Annotated in this window: 11 protein-coding genes; 4 read left to right on the top strand and 7 right to left on the bottom strand. The window is 39.3% G+C overall.

Going from position 1 to position 15,951, the window contains the following annotated elements; translation table 11 throughout:
• Positions 1 to 28 precede the first annotated feature (28 nt).
• Positions 29 to 6,142 (top strand): YadA-like family protein, encoded by a 6,114-nt coding sequence (locus DXZ23_RS10910; RefSeq protein ID WP_103846630.1) that lies wholly within the window; start codon positions 29 to 31, stop codon positions 6,140 to 6,142.
• 130 nt (positions 6,143 to 6,272) lie between these two features.
• Here DXZ23_RS10910 and DXZ23_RS10905 read toward each other — a convergent pair whose 3' ends face one another.
• The gene (locus tag DXZ23_RS10905; protein ID WP_080558801.1) at positions 6,273 to 6,506 is read right to left on the bottom strand and encodes a transposase; all 234 of its coding nucleotides are present in this window, start codon (positions 6,504 to 6,506) and stop codon (positions 6,273 to 6,275) included.
• Between the two features lie 45 nt (positions 6,507 to 6,551).
• Here DXZ23_RS10905 and DXZ23_RS10900 point away from each other — a divergent pair, with 45 nt between their 5' ends.
• Positions 6,552 to 7,688 (top strand): RNA-guided endonuclease InsQ/TnpB family protein, encoded by a 1,137-nt coding sequence (locus DXZ23_RS10900; RefSeq protein ID WP_035695966.1) that lies wholly within the window; start codon positions 6,552 to 6,554, stop codon positions 7,686 to 7,688.
• A 383-nt stretch (positions 7,689 to 8,071) separates the two neighbouring features.
• Here the strand turns inward: DXZ23_RS10900 and DXZ23_RS10895 are convergent, their stop codons facing one another.
• Positions 8,072 to 9,802 (bottom strand): protein-disulfide reductase DsbD, encoded by a 1,731-nt coding sequence (locus tag DXZ23_RS10895; RefSeq protein ID WP_017806984.1) that lies wholly within the window; start codon positions 9,800 to 9,802, stop codon positions 8,072 to 8,074.
• Between the two features lie 206 nt (positions 9,803 to 10,008).
• Here DXZ23_RS10895 and DXZ23_RS10890 point away from each other — a divergent pair, with 206 nt between their 5' ends.
• Positions 10,009 to 10,275 (top strand): type B 50S ribosomal protein L31, encoded by a 267-nt coding sequence (locus DXZ23_RS10890; protein ID WP_017806983.1) that lies wholly within the window; start codon positions 10,009 to 10,011, stop codon positions 10,273 to 10,275.
• Positions 10,276 to 10,284: 9 nt separating this feature from the next.
• Positions 10,285 to 10,428 carry a type B 50S ribosomal protein L36 gene (gene ykgO / locus DXZ23_RS10885; RefSeq protein ID WP_017806982.1) on the top strand — a complete coding sequence of 48 codons (144 nt, stop codon included), beginning with the start codon at positions 10,285 to 10,287 and terminating at the stop codon, positions 10,426 to 10,428.
• Between the two features lie 73 nt (positions 10,429 to 10,501).
• On the opposite strand, the gene DXZ23_RS10880 is transcribed toward ykgO, so the two are convergent.
• The 5 genes from DXZ23_RS10880 to DXZ23_RS10860 are packed head-to-tail and all read right to left on the bottom strand — an operon-like array spanning position 10,502 to position 15,915.
• Positions 10,502 to 11,302, bottom strand: coding sequence for a peptide ABC transporter ATP-binding protein (locus tag DXZ23_RS10880; RefSeq protein ID WP_017806981.1), 801 nt, complete (start codon positions 11,300 to 11,302; stop codon positions 10,502 to 10,504).
• A 9-nt stretch (positions 11,303 to 11,311) separates the two neighbouring features.
• Positions 11,312 to 12,367, bottom strand: a complete 1,056-nt coding sequence (locus tag DXZ23_RS10875; RefSeq protein WP_017806980.1) for a peptide ABC transporter ATP-binding protein — start codon at positions 12,365 to 12,367, stop codon at positions 11,312 to 11,314.
• 8 nt (positions 12,368 to 12,375) lie between these two features.
• Positions 12,376 to 13,266, bottom strand: a complete 891-nt coding sequence (locus DXZ23_RS10870) for an ABC transporter permease subunit (protein ID WP_017806979.1) — start codon at positions 13,264 to 13,266, stop codon at positions 12,376 to 12,378.
• The gene (locus DXZ23_RS10865; protein WP_017806978.1) at positions 13,256 to 14,221 is read right to left on the bottom strand and encodes an ABC transporter permease; all 966 of its coding nucleotides are present in this window, start codon (positions 14,219 to 14,221) and stop codon (positions 13,256 to 13,258) included. The genes DXZ23_RS10870 and DXZ23_RS10865 overlap by 11 nt, the downstream gene beginning before the upstream one ends.
• Positions 14,218 to 15,915 (bottom strand): ABC transporter substrate-binding protein, encoded by a 1,698-nt coding sequence (locus DXZ23_RS10860; RefSeq protein WP_017806977.1) that lies wholly within the window; start codon positions 15,913 to 15,915, stop codon positions 14,218 to 14,220. The genes DXZ23_RS10865 and DXZ23_RS10860 overlap by 4 nt, the downstream gene beginning before the upstream one ends.
• Positions 15,916 to 15,951 lie beyond the last annotated feature (36 nt).

The following is a 15,951-nucleotide window of genomic DNA, read 5'->3' as shown; positions in this document are numbered from 1 at the left end:
TTTTAATATTAATATAGGAAAATGATTTATGAATAAAGTTTTTAAAATTAAATATTCTGTTGTAAAACAAGAAATGATTGTGGTTTCAGAGCTAGCAAATAATAAAGATAAAACAGCTAGCCAAAAAAACACACATAATACTGCATTTTTTCAACCGCTATTTACAAAGTGTACATATCTTGCTCTTCTCATTAATATCGCACTAGGAGCATCATTATTCCCTCAATTGGCTAATGCGAAGTGGTTAGAGGTTTATAGTAGCTCCGTAAAACTATCTACTGTTAGTGCACAAAGTAATAGTGTTAATCTTAATCCATCGGGAGCTGAGAGTGTTGGCACAAATAGCCTACAAGGGGTTGCTATTGGCTATGGTGCAACCAACGATAGATCTGCAACAGGAGCTATTGCTCTTGGGTTTGGGGTAAAAAATGAAACTTTAGCGAAAGACTCTATTGCCATTGGTTATGGGGCAAAAAATGAAAGCACAGCACCAAGTTCTGTGACTATTGGAAAACAGGCGATTAACCGTTTTGAAAAATCTATTGTGATGGGTCTTAATGCTTATACACAATTAGATCCCCGTAGAACTAGTAAAGAAACCCGTCAAGGTTCTGTAGTGATTGGGGAAAATGCGAAAAGTGCTGGGAATCAATCTGTTTCTTTAGGGCAAAATTCGTGGTCAAAAACCAATTCTATTTCTATTGGGGCAGGAACCTTTGCGGAAGGAAAATCAAGCATTGCTATAGGGACTGATAAAATATCAGGGACTAAGTATAATGACAAATTGCCTGCTACTGCTTGGAATGGAACAGGCACTGTTCCGAAAAACTCCATTTGGGATATATTTTCTGAGTTATATATGGGGAAACAGACTAACGGCAGAGATTATGATACAACTACTCGAGACCCTAATAAACCGGAGGCATTTTATAAATTTAGCGATTTTAAAGGAAAATATGTCAATACCCCAACTGCTTCACCTACTTATGCAGGGAAATTAGGGGCAATTGCTCTAGGTTCCCGCACCATTGCCGCGGGGGAAATGTCCACCGCAGTGGGTTCGTTAGCCTTTGCATTGGCAGATAGATCCACCGCAATGGGGTTACGTTCTTTTGTTGCTAAAGACGCCGTAGGTGGAACGGCGATCGGGGAAGAATCTCGAACCTTTGCTAAAGATTCCGTTGCCATTGGTAATAAAACTGAAGCCTCAAATGCTGGCTCAATGGCTTATGGTTATAAGGCGAAAGCAGTAGGTGCGGGAGCAATCGCAATTGGGACAGAAGTCGCAGCAGGGGCTAAATTTAATAGCTATCAAACAGGAAATTTACTACAGGATAATAATGCTTATGCTACCTTAAAAAATGCCGATAAATCAGATGATACTAAAACCGGAAATGCGATTACTGTATTTACCCAGTCTTTTGATAATATGCTTACTAATGGATTACCGCTGGTAAGTGAAAACGAAACCTATTTAACGACCTCATCGGGAGCAATTAAAAAAACTGCAACAACAGACAGCAGTGCGGGGGGAGGTAAAAATGCCATTGCAATTGGTAGTAAAACCTTTGCCTCTAAAGCAAATTCTGTGGCATTAGGGAGCTATGCCTTAGCCGATGCCCAAAATGCCTTTGCACTAGGTTCTTATTCTTTTGTGGAATCTTCAGCAGCAAATACAATCACAATTGGTGTGGGAAGTTATGCCAAAGGGGAAAACAGTTTCTTAGGGGGGACTTGGGCATCAACCCTTTCAGATCGGACAGTTGTGCTAGGGAATTCCACTTCAATTAGCTCAGGTTCTCAGAATGCATTAGCAATCGGGGTGAATGTCTTTATTGGTAATGATAGTGCTTCTTCATTGGCATTAGGTATGGGTTCTACTATTGCGAAAAGTGCCAAATCCCCTGACAGCTTAGCCATTGGTAAAGAGGCACGAATTGACGCTAAAGATACAGATAATGGTACTTTGTATCAGCCTCAAGTTTATGATGAAACTACTCGAGCCTTTAGAAACTTTAATGAAAGTAGCGATTATATGCGTCAAGCAATGGCATTAGGTTTTAATGCTAAAGTTTCGCGTGGGGCGGGCAAAATGGAAACGGGGATTAACTCGATGGCGATTGGTGCTTATGCTCAAGCAACTTTGCAAAATTCCACCGCACTTGGGGTAGGCTCTAAAACAGATTACACTTGGGAACAGTTAGAAACCGATCCTTGGGTATCTGAAGGGGCAATCAGTATCCCAACTTCAGGTAAAACTGGGGTTATCTCTGTGGGTTCAAAAGGTTCAGAACGTCGTATTGTGAATCTTGCTTCGGGTTCTTCTGATACTGATGCCGTGAATGTTGCTCAGTTAAAAACCGTTGAAGAACGTTTCCTATCTGAAATTAATTTATTACAAAATGGCGGTGGGGTGAAATATCTCTCTGTTGAAAAAACGAATATCAATGGACAATCGGGGAGAGTGGCTAGCCAAATTCGTAAAGGGGAAAGTTATGAGCGATATGTGAAATTAAAAACACAATTGCTCTATTTAGATGCACGAGGAAAATTAAATGGAGAGAAGTTTGATCAAAATTCATTAAACAAAATTCGTGCGGTAGTGCAAGAACTTGAAGCGGAATATAGTGGCGAGTTAAAAACAACCGCGTCAGCTCTCAATCAGGTTGCAACACAATTAGAGCAAGAAGCAACCACAAATAACTTCGACAAATTTAATCAATATAAAACGCAGATTGAGAATGCAAGCAATGCGGATTCAGCAAGAAATGTAGGCGGCTTAACCCCTCAAGTAATTGCACAGTTAAAAGCCAATAATAACTATCTTAATGATGGTGCAAAAGGGCAAGACAGTATTGCATTTGGCTGGCAGGCAAAAACCTCAGGAGCTAATAATGGATTAGCAGGGAAACAAGCCATTGCGATTGGTTTCCAAGCGAATTCTTCCGCTGAAAATGCCATTTCTATCGGTACGAATTCGGATACCTCAATGACAGGGGCAGTGGCGATTGGTAAAGGTGCAACGGTTACTGCGGGTGGAAAACCTTCCATTGCATTGGGGCAAGATTCGACGGTTGCCAATTCCGCAATTAGCCGTACAAGTTCAGCGACGATAAATGGTTTAACATTCAATAATTTTGCAGGTTCCCCTGAAACACTCGGTGTGTTAAGTATCGGAACGGCTGGGAAAGAGCGTAAAATTGTTAATGTTGCAGCAGGCAATATTTCGCAAACTTCTACTGAAGCCATTAACGGCTCACAGCTTTATGCAACGAACTTTATGTTGAACAAACTGGCTCAATCCGTTAAAACGAATTTTGGCGGTAATGCAAACCTTGCCACTGATGGCACAATTACATTTACAAATATTGGCGGCACAGGGCAAGATACAATCCACGATGCGATTAATAATGTTCTCACCAAATTGATCTCGCTTTCGGCAACAGAAGAAGAAGTGGTGTCAGGGGAAGCTGTCTATGAAGCACTTAAAGGTGCAAAACCAACGGTTTCAGCAGAAGCCAACAAAGGCATTACTGGCTTGGTGGATGTGGTGAAAAAAGCAAATTCACCGATCACAGTTGAGCCTTCTACCGATAACAACAAGAAAAAAACCTTCACTGTCGGCTTAATGAAAGACATTGAAGGGGTAAACAGCATTACCTTTGATAAGTCAGGGCAAGATCCAAATCAAGTTACGGGCAGAATGAGCAGTGCGGGTTTAACCTTCAAAAAAGGCGACACAACAAATGGTTCAACCACCACTTTTGCAGAAGATGGCTTAACCATTGATAGCACAACAAATTCTGCTCAAACAAACTTAGTGAAAGTAAGTCGTGATGGCTTCTCGGTGAAAAATGGCAGCGATGAAAGCAAATTAGCCCCGACAAAATTATCTATCGGTGCGGAAAATGCAGAACACGTTGAAGTAACTAAATCGGGCATAGCCTTAAAAGCGGATAACACCTCCGATAAATCTCGCATCACCTTAGCCCAAGATGCGATTACTCTTGCGGGGAACGCAACCGGAACGGCGATTAAATTGACTGGTGTTGCAGATGGTAACATTACGGCAAATTCAAAAGATGCGGTAAATGGGGGGCAGTTGCGTACCTTATTAGGGGTTGATAGCGGGGCTAAAATTGGCGGTACTGAGAAAACAACGATCAGTGAAGCCATTTCTGATGTGAAGCAAGCTCTTACCGATGCGACATTGGCATATAAAGCGGACAATAAAAACGGTAAAACAGTTAAATTGACTGACGGATTGAATTTTACTAGCACGACCAATATTGATGCTTCAGTGGAAGATAGTGGTGTGGTGAAATTCACCTTAAAAGATAAATTAATAGGCTTAAAAACTATCGCAACTGAATCTTTGAATGCTTCTCGAAATATCATCGCTGGCGGCACAGTAACCGTGGGCGGCGAGACAGAGGGCATTGTGCTAACAAAATCTGGCTCAGGAAATGACCGCACTTTATCTTTATCTGGTGCAGGCAATGCAGCAACAGATGGCATTAAAGTCTCTGGCGTGAAAGCAGGGACGGCAGACACCGATGCGGTGAATAAAGGTCAGTTAGATAAACTTTTTAAAGCGATCAATGACGCATTAGGCACAACAGATTTAGCGGTAACCAAAGATCCAAATCAAACCTCTATCTTTAATCCGATAAACGGCACGGCTCCAACCACCTTTAAAGACGCGGTGGATAAATTAACCACCGCTGTGAATACAGGTTGGGGATCAAAGGTAGGTATTTTGGCAACAGGTATTGATGGTATTGATGCTGGGAATAAGAAAATTAGTAATGTCGCCGATGGGGATATTTCTCCAACCAGTGGTGATGTAGTGACAGGTCGTCAGCTCTACGCCTTAATGCAGAAAGGTATTCGCGTGTATGGTGATGAAGTTAGTCCAACGAAGACTCAAACAACAGCACCTACAGCATCTAGCACTCAAGGTGGGGCGACAACGGCGAATACGGCGGGTGGTGTAGCACCAGCAGGTAATGTAGCAACGGGGGATATTGCGCCGACACAGCCAACATTGCCAGAGATGAATACGGCATTGGTTGATGATCACTTGGCTGTGCCGTTAGGTGGAAGCCTCAAGATTCACGGAGATCATAATGTGAAAACAACGATTTCTGCGGGTAATCAAGTGGGGATTTCATTACAGCCAAATATTTCTATTGAGAATAACTTGGTAATTGGTTCAAATGAGCCTGAGAAGGCAAAATTAGCCGCACAAGAAGGTAATGCTTTGGTTATCACTAACAAAGATGACGGGAATGCAGCGATGGTCTTTAATAACGAGAAAAATATGCTTGTTCTCAGTGATAAAGAGGCGAAACCAAGAGCGGTTCTTGATGGACAAAATGGGGCATTAACTTTAGTCGGCAATGATGATTCTCAAGTCACCCTTTCCTCTAAGAAAGGTAAAGATATTGATGGAAATGATTTGAGCCGTCTCTCTGTGACGATTGAAAGAACAAATGCTGATGGGCAACTTGAAAAAGTGGAAACCTCATTTGCTACAATGGATGATGGCTTGAAGTTCAAAGCCGACGGGGAGAAAGTGATTAATAAGAAACTTAATGAAACCGTTGAAATTGTTGGTGATGAGAATGTGACAACATCTATTACTGATGATAATAAGGTGAAAGTTTCACTGAATAAGAAAATCGCGATTGATGAGGTTAAGATTCCAAATACAGCTCCTGATGCTCAAAAGGGAGATAGCATTGTAATCAACAATGGTGGAATCCACGCAGGTAATAAAGTGATTACTGGCGTTAAAGCGAGTGATGACCCAACCAGTGCGGTGAATCGAGGTCAATTAAATACTGTGATTGATAATGTTCAAAATAATTTCAATCAAGTTAATCAACGTATTGGCGATTTAACACGGGAGTCGCGTGCAGGTATTGCAGGTGCAATGGCGACGGCAAGCCTACAAAATGTTGTTTTACCAGGGAAAACAACGATTTCCGTAGGTACAGCAACGTTCAAAGGGGAGAATGCTGTTGCAATAGGGATGTCTAGACTCTCTGATAATGGAAAAGTAGGTATCCGTTTATCTGGTATGAGTACGAGTAACGGAGATAAAGGGGCAGCAATGAGTGTTGGATTTACCTTTTAGCCTTAATCCATAAATAAGCAAAAAGCGAATCACCTTTGATTCGCTTTTTTTATCAGATTATGTGCCGTAAAACTCCGTCCTTCAGGGCGGAGATATAAGGCACAAACGGCGTAAGCCGTTTCAAACCTAACTAATCAGGTGTTTGTTGTTGCTCAATGTATTGGCGAATAATGGAAATAGGTGCACCACCGCAAGAGCCCGCAAAATAAGACGGAGACCACAGCTGATTACCCCAAAGTTTTTTGCGGATGTTCGGGTAGTTTTTCTTCCTAATCATTCGGCTTGATTTTGTTACAAAGACTAAGTGAACATGCATATTAAAAACACAATGTCTACCGTGCCTAATTTCTGTTTCTTTTTGCATAGGCCAAGGGTAAAATATGGAAAACTTACATTCTAAACCTTGTCAATGCAACTACGCAAAACCTTTAAGTTCGAGATAATGCCGAATGGCGAACAAACCCGTAAAATCAAGCAATTTTGCGGTTGCTCTCGTTTTGTGTTCAATCGGGCATTGGCTTGGCAAAATGAACAATACGAGCAAGATAACAGCTTTAAGTTCAGTTACACTAAAATCGCCAACTTGCTTCCACAATGGAAAAAAGAATTAGTTTGGCTAAAAGAATGCCATTCTCAAGTGCTTCAACAGTCTTTAAAAGACCTAGAAAGTGCGTTTAAAAATTTCTTTCAGAAACGTGCCGACTTTCCAAAATTCAAGAAAAAAGGCGTGAAAGAGAGCTTTCGTTTTCCGCAAGGTTGCAAATTAGAACAGGAAAATGACCGCTTATTTTTGCCAAAAATCGGCTGGATTCGCTATCGCAACAGCCGAGATATCGTTGGTGAAATCAAAAATGTTACCGTCAGCCAAAAGTGCGGTCACTATTTTGTCAGTATTCAAACTGAATTTGAGTACGAAATCCCGACACATAAAGGCGGTGAAATCGGTATTGATATGGGCGTTGCACGTTTTGCAACATTGTCAAATGGTGAATATTTTGAACCGGTTAACGCCTTTAAAACTTACAAAGGAAAATTGGCTAAACTGCAAAAGAGGCTTAAAAATAAAGTAAAATTTAGCCAAAATTGGCAGAAATTAAAGGCGAAAATTGCCAAACTGCACCATAAAATTGCCAATTGTCGCAAAGACTTCTTGCATCAGACTTCAAGCAAAATCAGCAAAAACCACGCCATGATCTATATTGAAGATTTGCAGGTGTCAAATATGTCAAAATCAGCCAAAGGTACGGCGGAAACACCAGGCAAAAATGTTGCTGCAAAATCAGGGTTGAACCAAGCGATATTAGATCAATCTTGGTTTGAGTTTCGCCGTCAGTTGGATTACAAAACGCAATGGCAAGGTGGATTTTTAGTGGCAGTGCCACCGCAAAACACGAGTCGAACTTGCCCTTGTTGTGGTCATGTAGCAAAAGAAAATCGCCAAACACAGGCTAATTTTGAGTGTGTAGAATGTGGCTACACAGAAAATGCCGATGTGGTTGGAGCGTTAAATGTATTGGGGCGTGGGCGAGCTATCGTCCACGCGTAATAAAATGTCAGGGCAGGACATGCCCGTATAGCTTGTGAAGTGAACTTCATTGAGAGGTCAGCAACAAGAACCCACCGAGAGTAGCCCATTGCTTGCCAATTGGCACTAGTAGGAATCCCCGTCCTTTAGGGCGGGGAGGATGTCAAACTCAGTATAATGTTTAGGAATAGTATAGTCGTTTGATTTCAAAATAAGACAAGGCGATGTAACGCCGTATTATTTTGAAATCAAACGACTATATATCTCTAATAAAGATATAGCTGTTTAATTTAAACTATAGCTAAACTTCTTTCATTTTCTTATGGCGTTTACTTAGCTTGTACTGTCATTGGCTCAAAGCCTTGTATAAAGCGGAAATCAATTTAGCTATAACAAGGCATTAATTATTTATTAAGCCGTTGCTGTAACCAGTTTAAAAATTGCTCTGAGTTCATAAATCCTGTAATACGAGCGGCTTCAATTTCTTTTCCCTGTAAGTTAAAAAACAGGATTGTCGGCAAGCCTAACACATTGAGTTTTTCCATCAGTTCAGTGTTTTGTGGGCTGTTTTTGGTCATATCCACTTGGAGTAACAACATTTCATCAAACATTTGTTGCACTTGCGGGTTGGAAAAGGTGTATTTTTCAAATTCTTTACAGGCAACGCACCAATCTGCATAGAGATCGAGCATGACAAAAGTGCGGTCATTTTTTTGTAAGATTTTTTGTAACTCCGCGTAGCTTTCCACTTTTTGGAACGCGACTTTGTGAGCTTCGTTGCTTTGCCCTTGATAGCGTTGTGGGAAATCTGCCTCATTCCAGAGCCAAGATTGCAAAGGTTTCACTAACATCATCGCCAAAATAAAGAAAGCGATGCGAGCTACCCAGCCTAAGCCTTTACCCTGAATTTGCAACCCAGCCCATAAGCAAAACGAAACGCCGAGTAATGCCCAGAGGCGGGCCTCCCATAGTTCAGGCAATAGGCGAGAAAGCAAAAAGACGGGCAAAGCAAGCATCACAAAGCCAAAGATAATTTTGACTTTTTCCAGCCAGTCGCCTGATTTGGGTAAAATGCGATTGCCAAATACTGTAACCAACATCAACGGCACGCCCATTCCTAAGGCGAGTAAATAGAGAGTGATTGCCCCTGTGAACAGATCGCCACTTTGTGCCACATAAAGCAACGCACCCGATAAAGGGGCGGAGGTGCAAGGGGAGGCGACCAGTCCTGCGATCATTCCCATCAAAAACACCCCGCCAAACGCACCGCTCTTTTGTTTTTGGCTGAGCAAGGTGAGCTTGGTTTGCAAGGAAGTAGGAAGCTGTAAGCTATATAACCCAAACATTGACAATGCGAGTAATACGAAAAGAATGGATAGCCCAATCAGAACATAGGGGCTTTGCAAGGCGATTTGAAACGGCAAGCCGATAGCGGCGACCGTCAAGCCGAGCAAGGTGTAAGTCAGTGCCATTCCTTGCACATAGGCGAAACTCAGCCCTAAGGCTCGCAAGGTGCTTGGGCGTTGTCCGCTGCCGATGACAATGGCGGAAAGCAATGGCAACATCGGCAACACGCAAGGGGTGAATGCCAGCCCTAATCCCAATAGGAAAAAGCCAAATACGGCATATTTGCTTTGCCATAATTGTTGTGCGAGCGATTGTTGTTCATTCAAGGGTAAAAGTGCGGCACTTTTTGGCGACGAATTTTTTTGCATCGCATTTTCTGAAGGCTGCCATTCTACGCGTTTCGTTTCTGGCGGATAGCAAAACCCTTTGGTGCAACCTTGGTAGGTTACGCTGAACTGCACGGGCGTATCGCTGTTGATAGGGATTGGTAAGGCTAAATGTTGGCGATAAATCTCCGTTTCGCCAAAAAATTCATCGTGATAATTTTCGGCTGGCGGAAACGGAAGATCGCGAAGTGGCTGATCATTTTGTTCAAGGCGAATTTCTTTTTTATAAAGATAATAATCGGGGGCGATTGTCCATTCTAATAAAAGCTGGTTACCAGTTGGGTGATAGCTAAACTGAAAGGCATCATCAGCTTTGAGGAATTTAGGCTTGGTATCAAATAACCCTGCCTGTGCCAGTAAAGCTGTGCAACATAATAAAACAGTGATGATAATTTTTTTCATTCTAGTCCTAGAAAATTAGGTTAAATGCGTTAATAAAGATAGGATTTTAGCATATCCTTTTGTTAATCAATGTAGAAATAGTCTAGGATTTTGACAAATTTATCGCCATCTTATTTTACTTTAAAAAATAAGATTTGATAATAGTTTGCATTTATTGTAGGATAGCTGCTCAAGTTATTTTTTATCGCAAAATAAGAGGTTCTCTAATGAAAAAAGGTATCCACCCTGAAAATTATCGCACCGTACTTTTCTATGATAGCAATGCCAAAAAAGGTTTTTTAATCCGCTCTTGTGCCAGAACAACGCAAACAATGAAATGGGAAGATGGCAAGGAATATCCTGTGTTTATGTGTGATACCTCTTCTGCATCACATCCATTTTATACAGGGAAAACACGCCAAATTAGTAGTGAAGGGCGTGCCAGTGATTTCAATAATCGCTACGGTAAATTCGGTGCATTAAAATCAAAATAAGGATCAATTATGCAAGTGCTTTCATCATTAAAAACAGCGAAAACTCGCCACCCAAAATGCAAAGTTGTACGCCGCCACGGTGTGGTTTATGTGATTTGTAAAGAAAATCCGCGTTTTAAAGCTCGTCAAGGCGGTAAAAAGAAAAAACGTTAATTTGGGTTATGGTTTCTTTATCATTTCTGTCAGGCTCGCAATATGTTGCGAGCTTTTTGTTATTGTGTATTGACTATCTCGTTTGCCAAGATTCCTCTGTGAGGAGATGTCCAAAATGGCTTTCTACCAGACGTTTAGTTACTTCATTTTGAGGATGAGTGAAAATTTTTTTAGTGGTATCGTATTCAATCATTTTACCTTCATCCATCACTAATACATTATCTGAGATATGTTTGATAATACCGAGATGTTGCCCTATATAAATATATGAAATACCGAGTTTTTCTTGAATTTCTAGCATTAAATTCATTAGTTGGGTTTTTACGGTTGCATCAAGTGAGCCAAGAACATCATCGGTAATTATGATTTCAGGTTCTAGGATCAATGCTCTTGCTAATGCCACGCGTTGCTTTTGGCTAATAGACATTGTATTAATTCTGACATTCGCCTGATCAGGATAAAGACCGACTAATTTGAGCGTAGAAAAGATTTTTTTGTCGCGTTCTCTTTCATTTAATGTAGATGTGAGTCTAAGTGGGGTATCTAAAATTTGCCCTACATTAAGTTTAGGGTTAAACGAGCTGTTAGGATCTTGAAATACCATTCTAATATGTTGTGAGCGGTAAGAATAATCACCAAATTGAAGGGGGGTATTTTTAAATAAAATTTCCCCCGCACTCGGCTTGATAATTCCAACGATCATTTTGACTAAAGTTGATTTTCCAGAGCCATTTTTTCCTATTATGGCAAGTGTTTTTTTACGTTGTAGTTCGAAGTTAATATTTTCTACGGCGATCAGTCGCGTAGAGGAAAAAATATTTATATTATCTTCAAAATATTTCGATAAGTTTTTAATTTGTAGTAAGGTATCCACTTCATTTCCTTATTCTTCATTATTTTCATCGGTGGTAATGATAAGAGGGCGTTGTTCTTCTTTTTCTTTATATTGATGTTCCCGTAAATTTAGTGGGAAATGGCAGAAAAATTCGTGTTGTTTTATTCGTCTTCCAGCAGGTTTGTGAATACATTTTTTTTGTGCAAATGGACATCTTGGACCTAGTCGGCAGCCTATTGGAAGTTGATCCAGTAAGGGAACATTGCCTTTTAATGTACTGAGACGGCTTTTAAGAGGCAGAGGGTATTTGAAATCTGGGATCGAGTGAAGTAAAGCGTTTGTATAAGGGTGATGAGGGGCTGAAATAATGCTGTCTTTTGGACCTGACTCAGCATTTTGACCACAGTATAAAACATTAAGGGTGTCGCACCATTCACTGATACTATTTATATCATTGCTAGCGAGTAAAATTGAGGTACCTTGATTCTGGTTCATACTTAATAGTAAACGAAATATTTGTATTTTAGTGATCGATTCCAAAGCATTTGTAGGTTCATCTGCGATAAGTAGACGAGGCTGGTTAGCAACAGCAACAGCGATCATCACTTTTTGTCCCTCTCCCTCTGTTATTTCGTGGGGGTAACTGTTCATTATATCCTTATGATCCTTTATTCCGACTCTGTGAAGCAGTTCGATTGCTCTTCGTTTTTTCCAGCCAACCCACTGCCACCAATGACCTTTAAATGCCCAAGAAGGAATGTTTTGTATGAGTTGTTTGCCTATTTTTTTACTAGGATCTAAATTAGTAAGGGGTTCTTGAAAAATCATTGAAATAGATTTACCGATGAGTTTTCTTCTTTTATGTGTGCTGAGTTTTAGTAGCTCAATATCATTAAATCGAAAGCGATCTGCGGTAACAATCCAAGATTCTTTAATCGTATTACAGATAACTTTCGCAATAAGGCTTTTGCCTGATCCTGATTCTCCGACAAGTCCACAGATTTCACCTTCATTCAGTGTGAGGTTTACATTATCAATAATTTTTACTTTCCCAGTTGAAGTGGGAATTTCTATACAAAGATTTCGAATATCGAGTAGTGCCATTAGGATTCCTATTTTTTGTAGTATTGTTCAATGGCTTGGCATATGCCGTTCCCTAGTAATAATCCGACAAGAATCAGAGCCATAATGGCTAACCCAGGGAGGATAATGGTCCAAGGGGCAAGATAAATGAGCTCAAGTGAGTCCTTGATCATTGCTCCCCATTCTGGAGTGGGGGGCTGTGCTCCTAAAGAGATAAAGCTTAATGCACTTATATCCAATATTGCGATAGTAAAAGCTCTTACGATCTCTTGAATGTATTTAATACAAATATTTGGAAATATGGCTTCTTTAAAAATAAGCCAATTGGACGCACCTTCTAGACGTAGCATTAAAACATATTCTTTTTTTAATTCGGTTTGAATGGTTTGATAGATCTCGTGAATGAAATGAGGAAGTAATGCCAATGTAATAGCTAATATTGCATTCATTAGGCTTGGTTGCATTAATGTTGCAATAATAATGGCGATTAATAAAACAGGAATAGAGAGAAATGCATCAAGGAAATGCCCTAGTATGCGAGCTTTAATGCCTTGAGACATCCCAGCCCAAGCACCAAGGATTCCACCAAATATTGCGGTCATTAAAATAACAATTAATGCTGACCCTAAGGTATAAGTGGTTCCAATAATTAAACGGCTAAATACATCTCGCCCTATATCATCAGTACCAAAAAAATAGGTAATCTTTCCTTCATTAACCCAAGAAGGTGGCATAAGTTCATAGCCTACAAACTGCATTTGGTCAGAATAAGGTGCGAGGAATCGACTAAAAAGTGCGGTCAAAATAAATGCTAAAAAAAGGTAAAAACTTCCTAAAGCCACTTTATTCTGATAAAAAAGTTTCCAAATATTTGTGAATGTTCTTGTATGGCGAAATTCTTCAGTGTCTTTATCTTGCATACCAACCTTTTTTATTAAGAGGATCTAAAATGAAAATCAGTATTTCTGTAAATAAGTTTACAATAATAATACATAATCCGATAACAATGATGCCAGCTGAAATACTATTGTAGTCTTGTTGTGTTACCGCATTAATTAACCATCGCCCTATACCAGACCATCCTAAGGTTTTTTCTACTAGCATACATTGTGCAATAACAAGTGTGAATAACCTTGTCATTTGTGGAATTAATAGAGGCAGTGTGTTACGTAAAATATGAACCCGCAGTATTCTCCATAAAGACCAACCTCTTGTGATGGTAATTTTAATATAGCTTTGCTCAAACAAATACTCCGCACGCCCTTTAATAATTCGGATAATCTCCATTGTTGGTAAGATAGAGAGAACTAGCGTGGGAAGTACTAAGTGCTGTAACACATTTTGGATAACTTTTATTCTATAGGGAACCTCAATAAACCATACATCAATAATAGGAAAACCTGTTATAGAAGGGATATCGTAAAGGAGATTATATTGTCCTATGGCAGCAATTTCCCATCCATAAATCGCAGCAGAATATAGTAATATAGGGGCAACCCAAAAGACAGGGAGAGAAAGCCCGATAATTGAGGCTACTTGGATCGCTTTTCCTAATAAATTAGTCCGATAGATTGCACCGATTAATCCTAACGGGATACCGAATAAAATTGCAAGTAATAGTGCGGTAAAACATAACTCAAGAGTGGGAGGGAGTACAGTGAAAACTAAATTGCTCAATGCATCCCCACCATTATAACTAATTCCTAAATCACCATTTAATAGATTTTTTATATATAAAAAGTAACCAGAATAAAAATGGGGAGTGGATAATACCTGATTCAACGGATCTTGTATTAGCACGATATAACTAATGAGTGAGAGAGCGATAAGTGTAATGACTAATAAGACTAAATGTCTAAAAAAAGACAAAATCATTGTTTCTCTCCTTGTTGATAGGATAAGGTAGTGAAATTTATGCTGCCAAATGGGGCGAGTTCTAATCCTTTTACCTTAGTATTTGCGATTAACATCCGTTTAGCATTTGCGATAGGGATAATAGGCAATTCAGATAAGATAATATCTTGGGCTATGTTGTAGTATTTAGCTCGCTCACGTAAGTTTGATGTACTTAATCCTTTATTCATTGCTTGCTCAAAGGGGGCATAGCACCAATTTGATAGATTGGTGACATCATTCGAGATACCGCAACTTAGGATTGGACGCATAAAGCTATCAGGATCTAAGTTTCCAGCTAACCAGCCTGTAAGAATTAAATCATAATCTTCAGCGTTATTTTTTAATTGTTCAAGTAAATAAGTACGAGTAATAGGTAGAATACTGATATCCACACCTACTTGGGATAAATCCCATTTTATTAGTTCCGCCATTTTTAGAGGAGAGGGGTTATAAAATTGCTCTTCATTTAAAACCCACATTGTTAATTTTAAATGTTTATCTTGAAAGAATGCTTTAGCTAATTGAGGGTTATAATCATAAGTAAAATCAGGCGTATTGACGGTTGCCGCCCAAGAGATACTCGGGATAATGTTATTGGCTATACTTGCAGTATTGTGATAAATACGTTGAACGATTCTCCTACGATTAATACTTTGTGAGATAGCTTGCCGTAATTTAGGGTCTTTTATTGTAGATTTCGCAAAATTAAAAGCAAGGTAAGATAAATTTACTCCTTCTGTGAACTTGAGATAATATTTTTCATTGAATTTTTTCAAAATACCAAGTTGGCTCACATCAGGCATAGAAGTAATTTGGCATTCACCGTTTAAAAATTTTATTAATCTTCCTGTTTTATCTGTTGAGAGATCAATAATAATATTGTTAAGTGTGCCTTTTTTACGCCAATAATGTTCGTTTTTTATTAGGCGAATATATTGATTTTTGACAAAGTTTTTGACTTTATAAGGACCCGTGCCAACAGGTAAGCTGTCAAGTTGCGATAGGTTATCATCGGCATTGAGCTGTAATGCATATTCTTGAGAAAAAATAATAGCATATTGACTAGCTAAATGAGAAAGGATAGAGGCATCAGGTTGAAATAGCTTTATTTGTACTTGGTATGGTGATGTTGCGATGATAGATTCAATTTTATCGTTGAGTTTAATGCTTTCGAAATAAGGAAAATGAACTTTTCTAGCTTGCTCGTGGAAAACCTGATATTGCGGGTTTTGGTAATTTGCTGAGGATTCTAATGTGGGTAAATCTGTATTACGTTGTAAAACTCGATTGAGAGAGAATACGACATCTTCTGCGTTGAAATTACGACTTGGCGTAAACCAATCTGTGTGATGAAATTTAATTCCCTTGCGTAAATTAATTGTAATTGTTTTGCCATCTTCAGAAATACTATAGTTTTTTGCCAATACGGGTTCAACTATTGAACTATTATTTATAATTTCAAATAGTTTATTATAAATTTGTTCAGTAACGACATTCATATTTGTACCAGCATCATTTGTTTGTGGATTAAAGGATAAACCATTTGCGTGAGTACAATAAATAAGCCCATTTTGAGTAAGGCTATCTGGAATTTTTGGTGCAGCTTGAATAGCTACACTTGCTAAAAATGTAAGTATAAATGTAATGATTGAAATGATTTTTCTTATAAACATAAAACAGGGATTTGTGATACATTATGGGGAAATTTT

Source organism: Avibacterium paragallinarum (genome assembly GCF_900450705.1).
GTDB classification, from domain to species: Bacteria; Pseudomonadota; Gammaproteobacteria; order Enterobacterales; family Pasteurellaceae; genus Avibacterium; species Avibacterium paragallinarum.
The sequence above is the reverse complement of the archived record's forward strand: the minus strand, read 5'-3'. Positions and strand labels throughout refer to the sequence as shown.

What these genes read in the sequence shown, in the direction of transcription:
- DXZ23_RS10900 (WP_035695966.1), top strand. Translation starts at nt 6,552, where the DNA reads ATGCAACTACGCAAAACCTTTAAGTTCGAGATAATGCCGAATGGCGAA.
- DXZ23_RS10875 (WP_017806980.1), bottom strand. Translation starts at nt 12,367, where the DNA reads ATGGCACTACTCGATATTCGAAATCTTTGTATAGAAATTCCCACTTCA.
- DXZ23_RS10895 (WP_017806984.1), bottom strand. Translation starts at nt 9,802, where the DNA reads ATGAAAAAAATTATCATCACTGTTTTATTATGTTGCACAGCTTTACTG.
- ykgO (WP_017806982.1), top strand. Translation starts at nt 10,285, where the DNA reads ATGCAAGTGCTTTCATCATTAAAAACAGCGAAAACTCGCCACCCAAAA.
- DXZ23_RS10910 (WP_103846630.1), top strand. Translation starts at nt 29, where the DNA reads ATGAATAAAGTTTTTAAAATTAAATATTCTGTTGTAAAACAAGAAATG.
- DXZ23_RS10890 (WP_017806983.1), top strand. Translation starts at nt 10,009, where the DNA reads ATGAAAAAAGGTATCCACCCTGAAAATTATCGCACCGTACTTTTCTAT.
- DXZ23_RS10865 (WP_017806978.1), bottom strand. Translation starts at nt 14,221, where the DNA reads ATGATTTTGTCTTTTTTTAGACATTTAGTCTTATTAGTCATTACACTT.
- DXZ23_RS10860 (WP_017806977.1), bottom strand. Translation starts at nt 15,915, where the DNA reads ATGTTTATAAGAAAAATCATTTCAATCATTACATTTATACTTACATTT.
- DXZ23_RS10870 (WP_017806979.1), bottom strand. Translation starts at nt 13,266, where the DNA reads ATGCAAGATAAAGACACTGAAGAATTTCGCCATACAAGAACATTCACA.
- DXZ23_RS10905 (WP_080558801.1), bottom strand. Translation starts at nt 6,506, where the DNA reads ATGCAAAAAGAAACAGAAATTAGGCACGGTAGACATTGTGTTTTTAAT.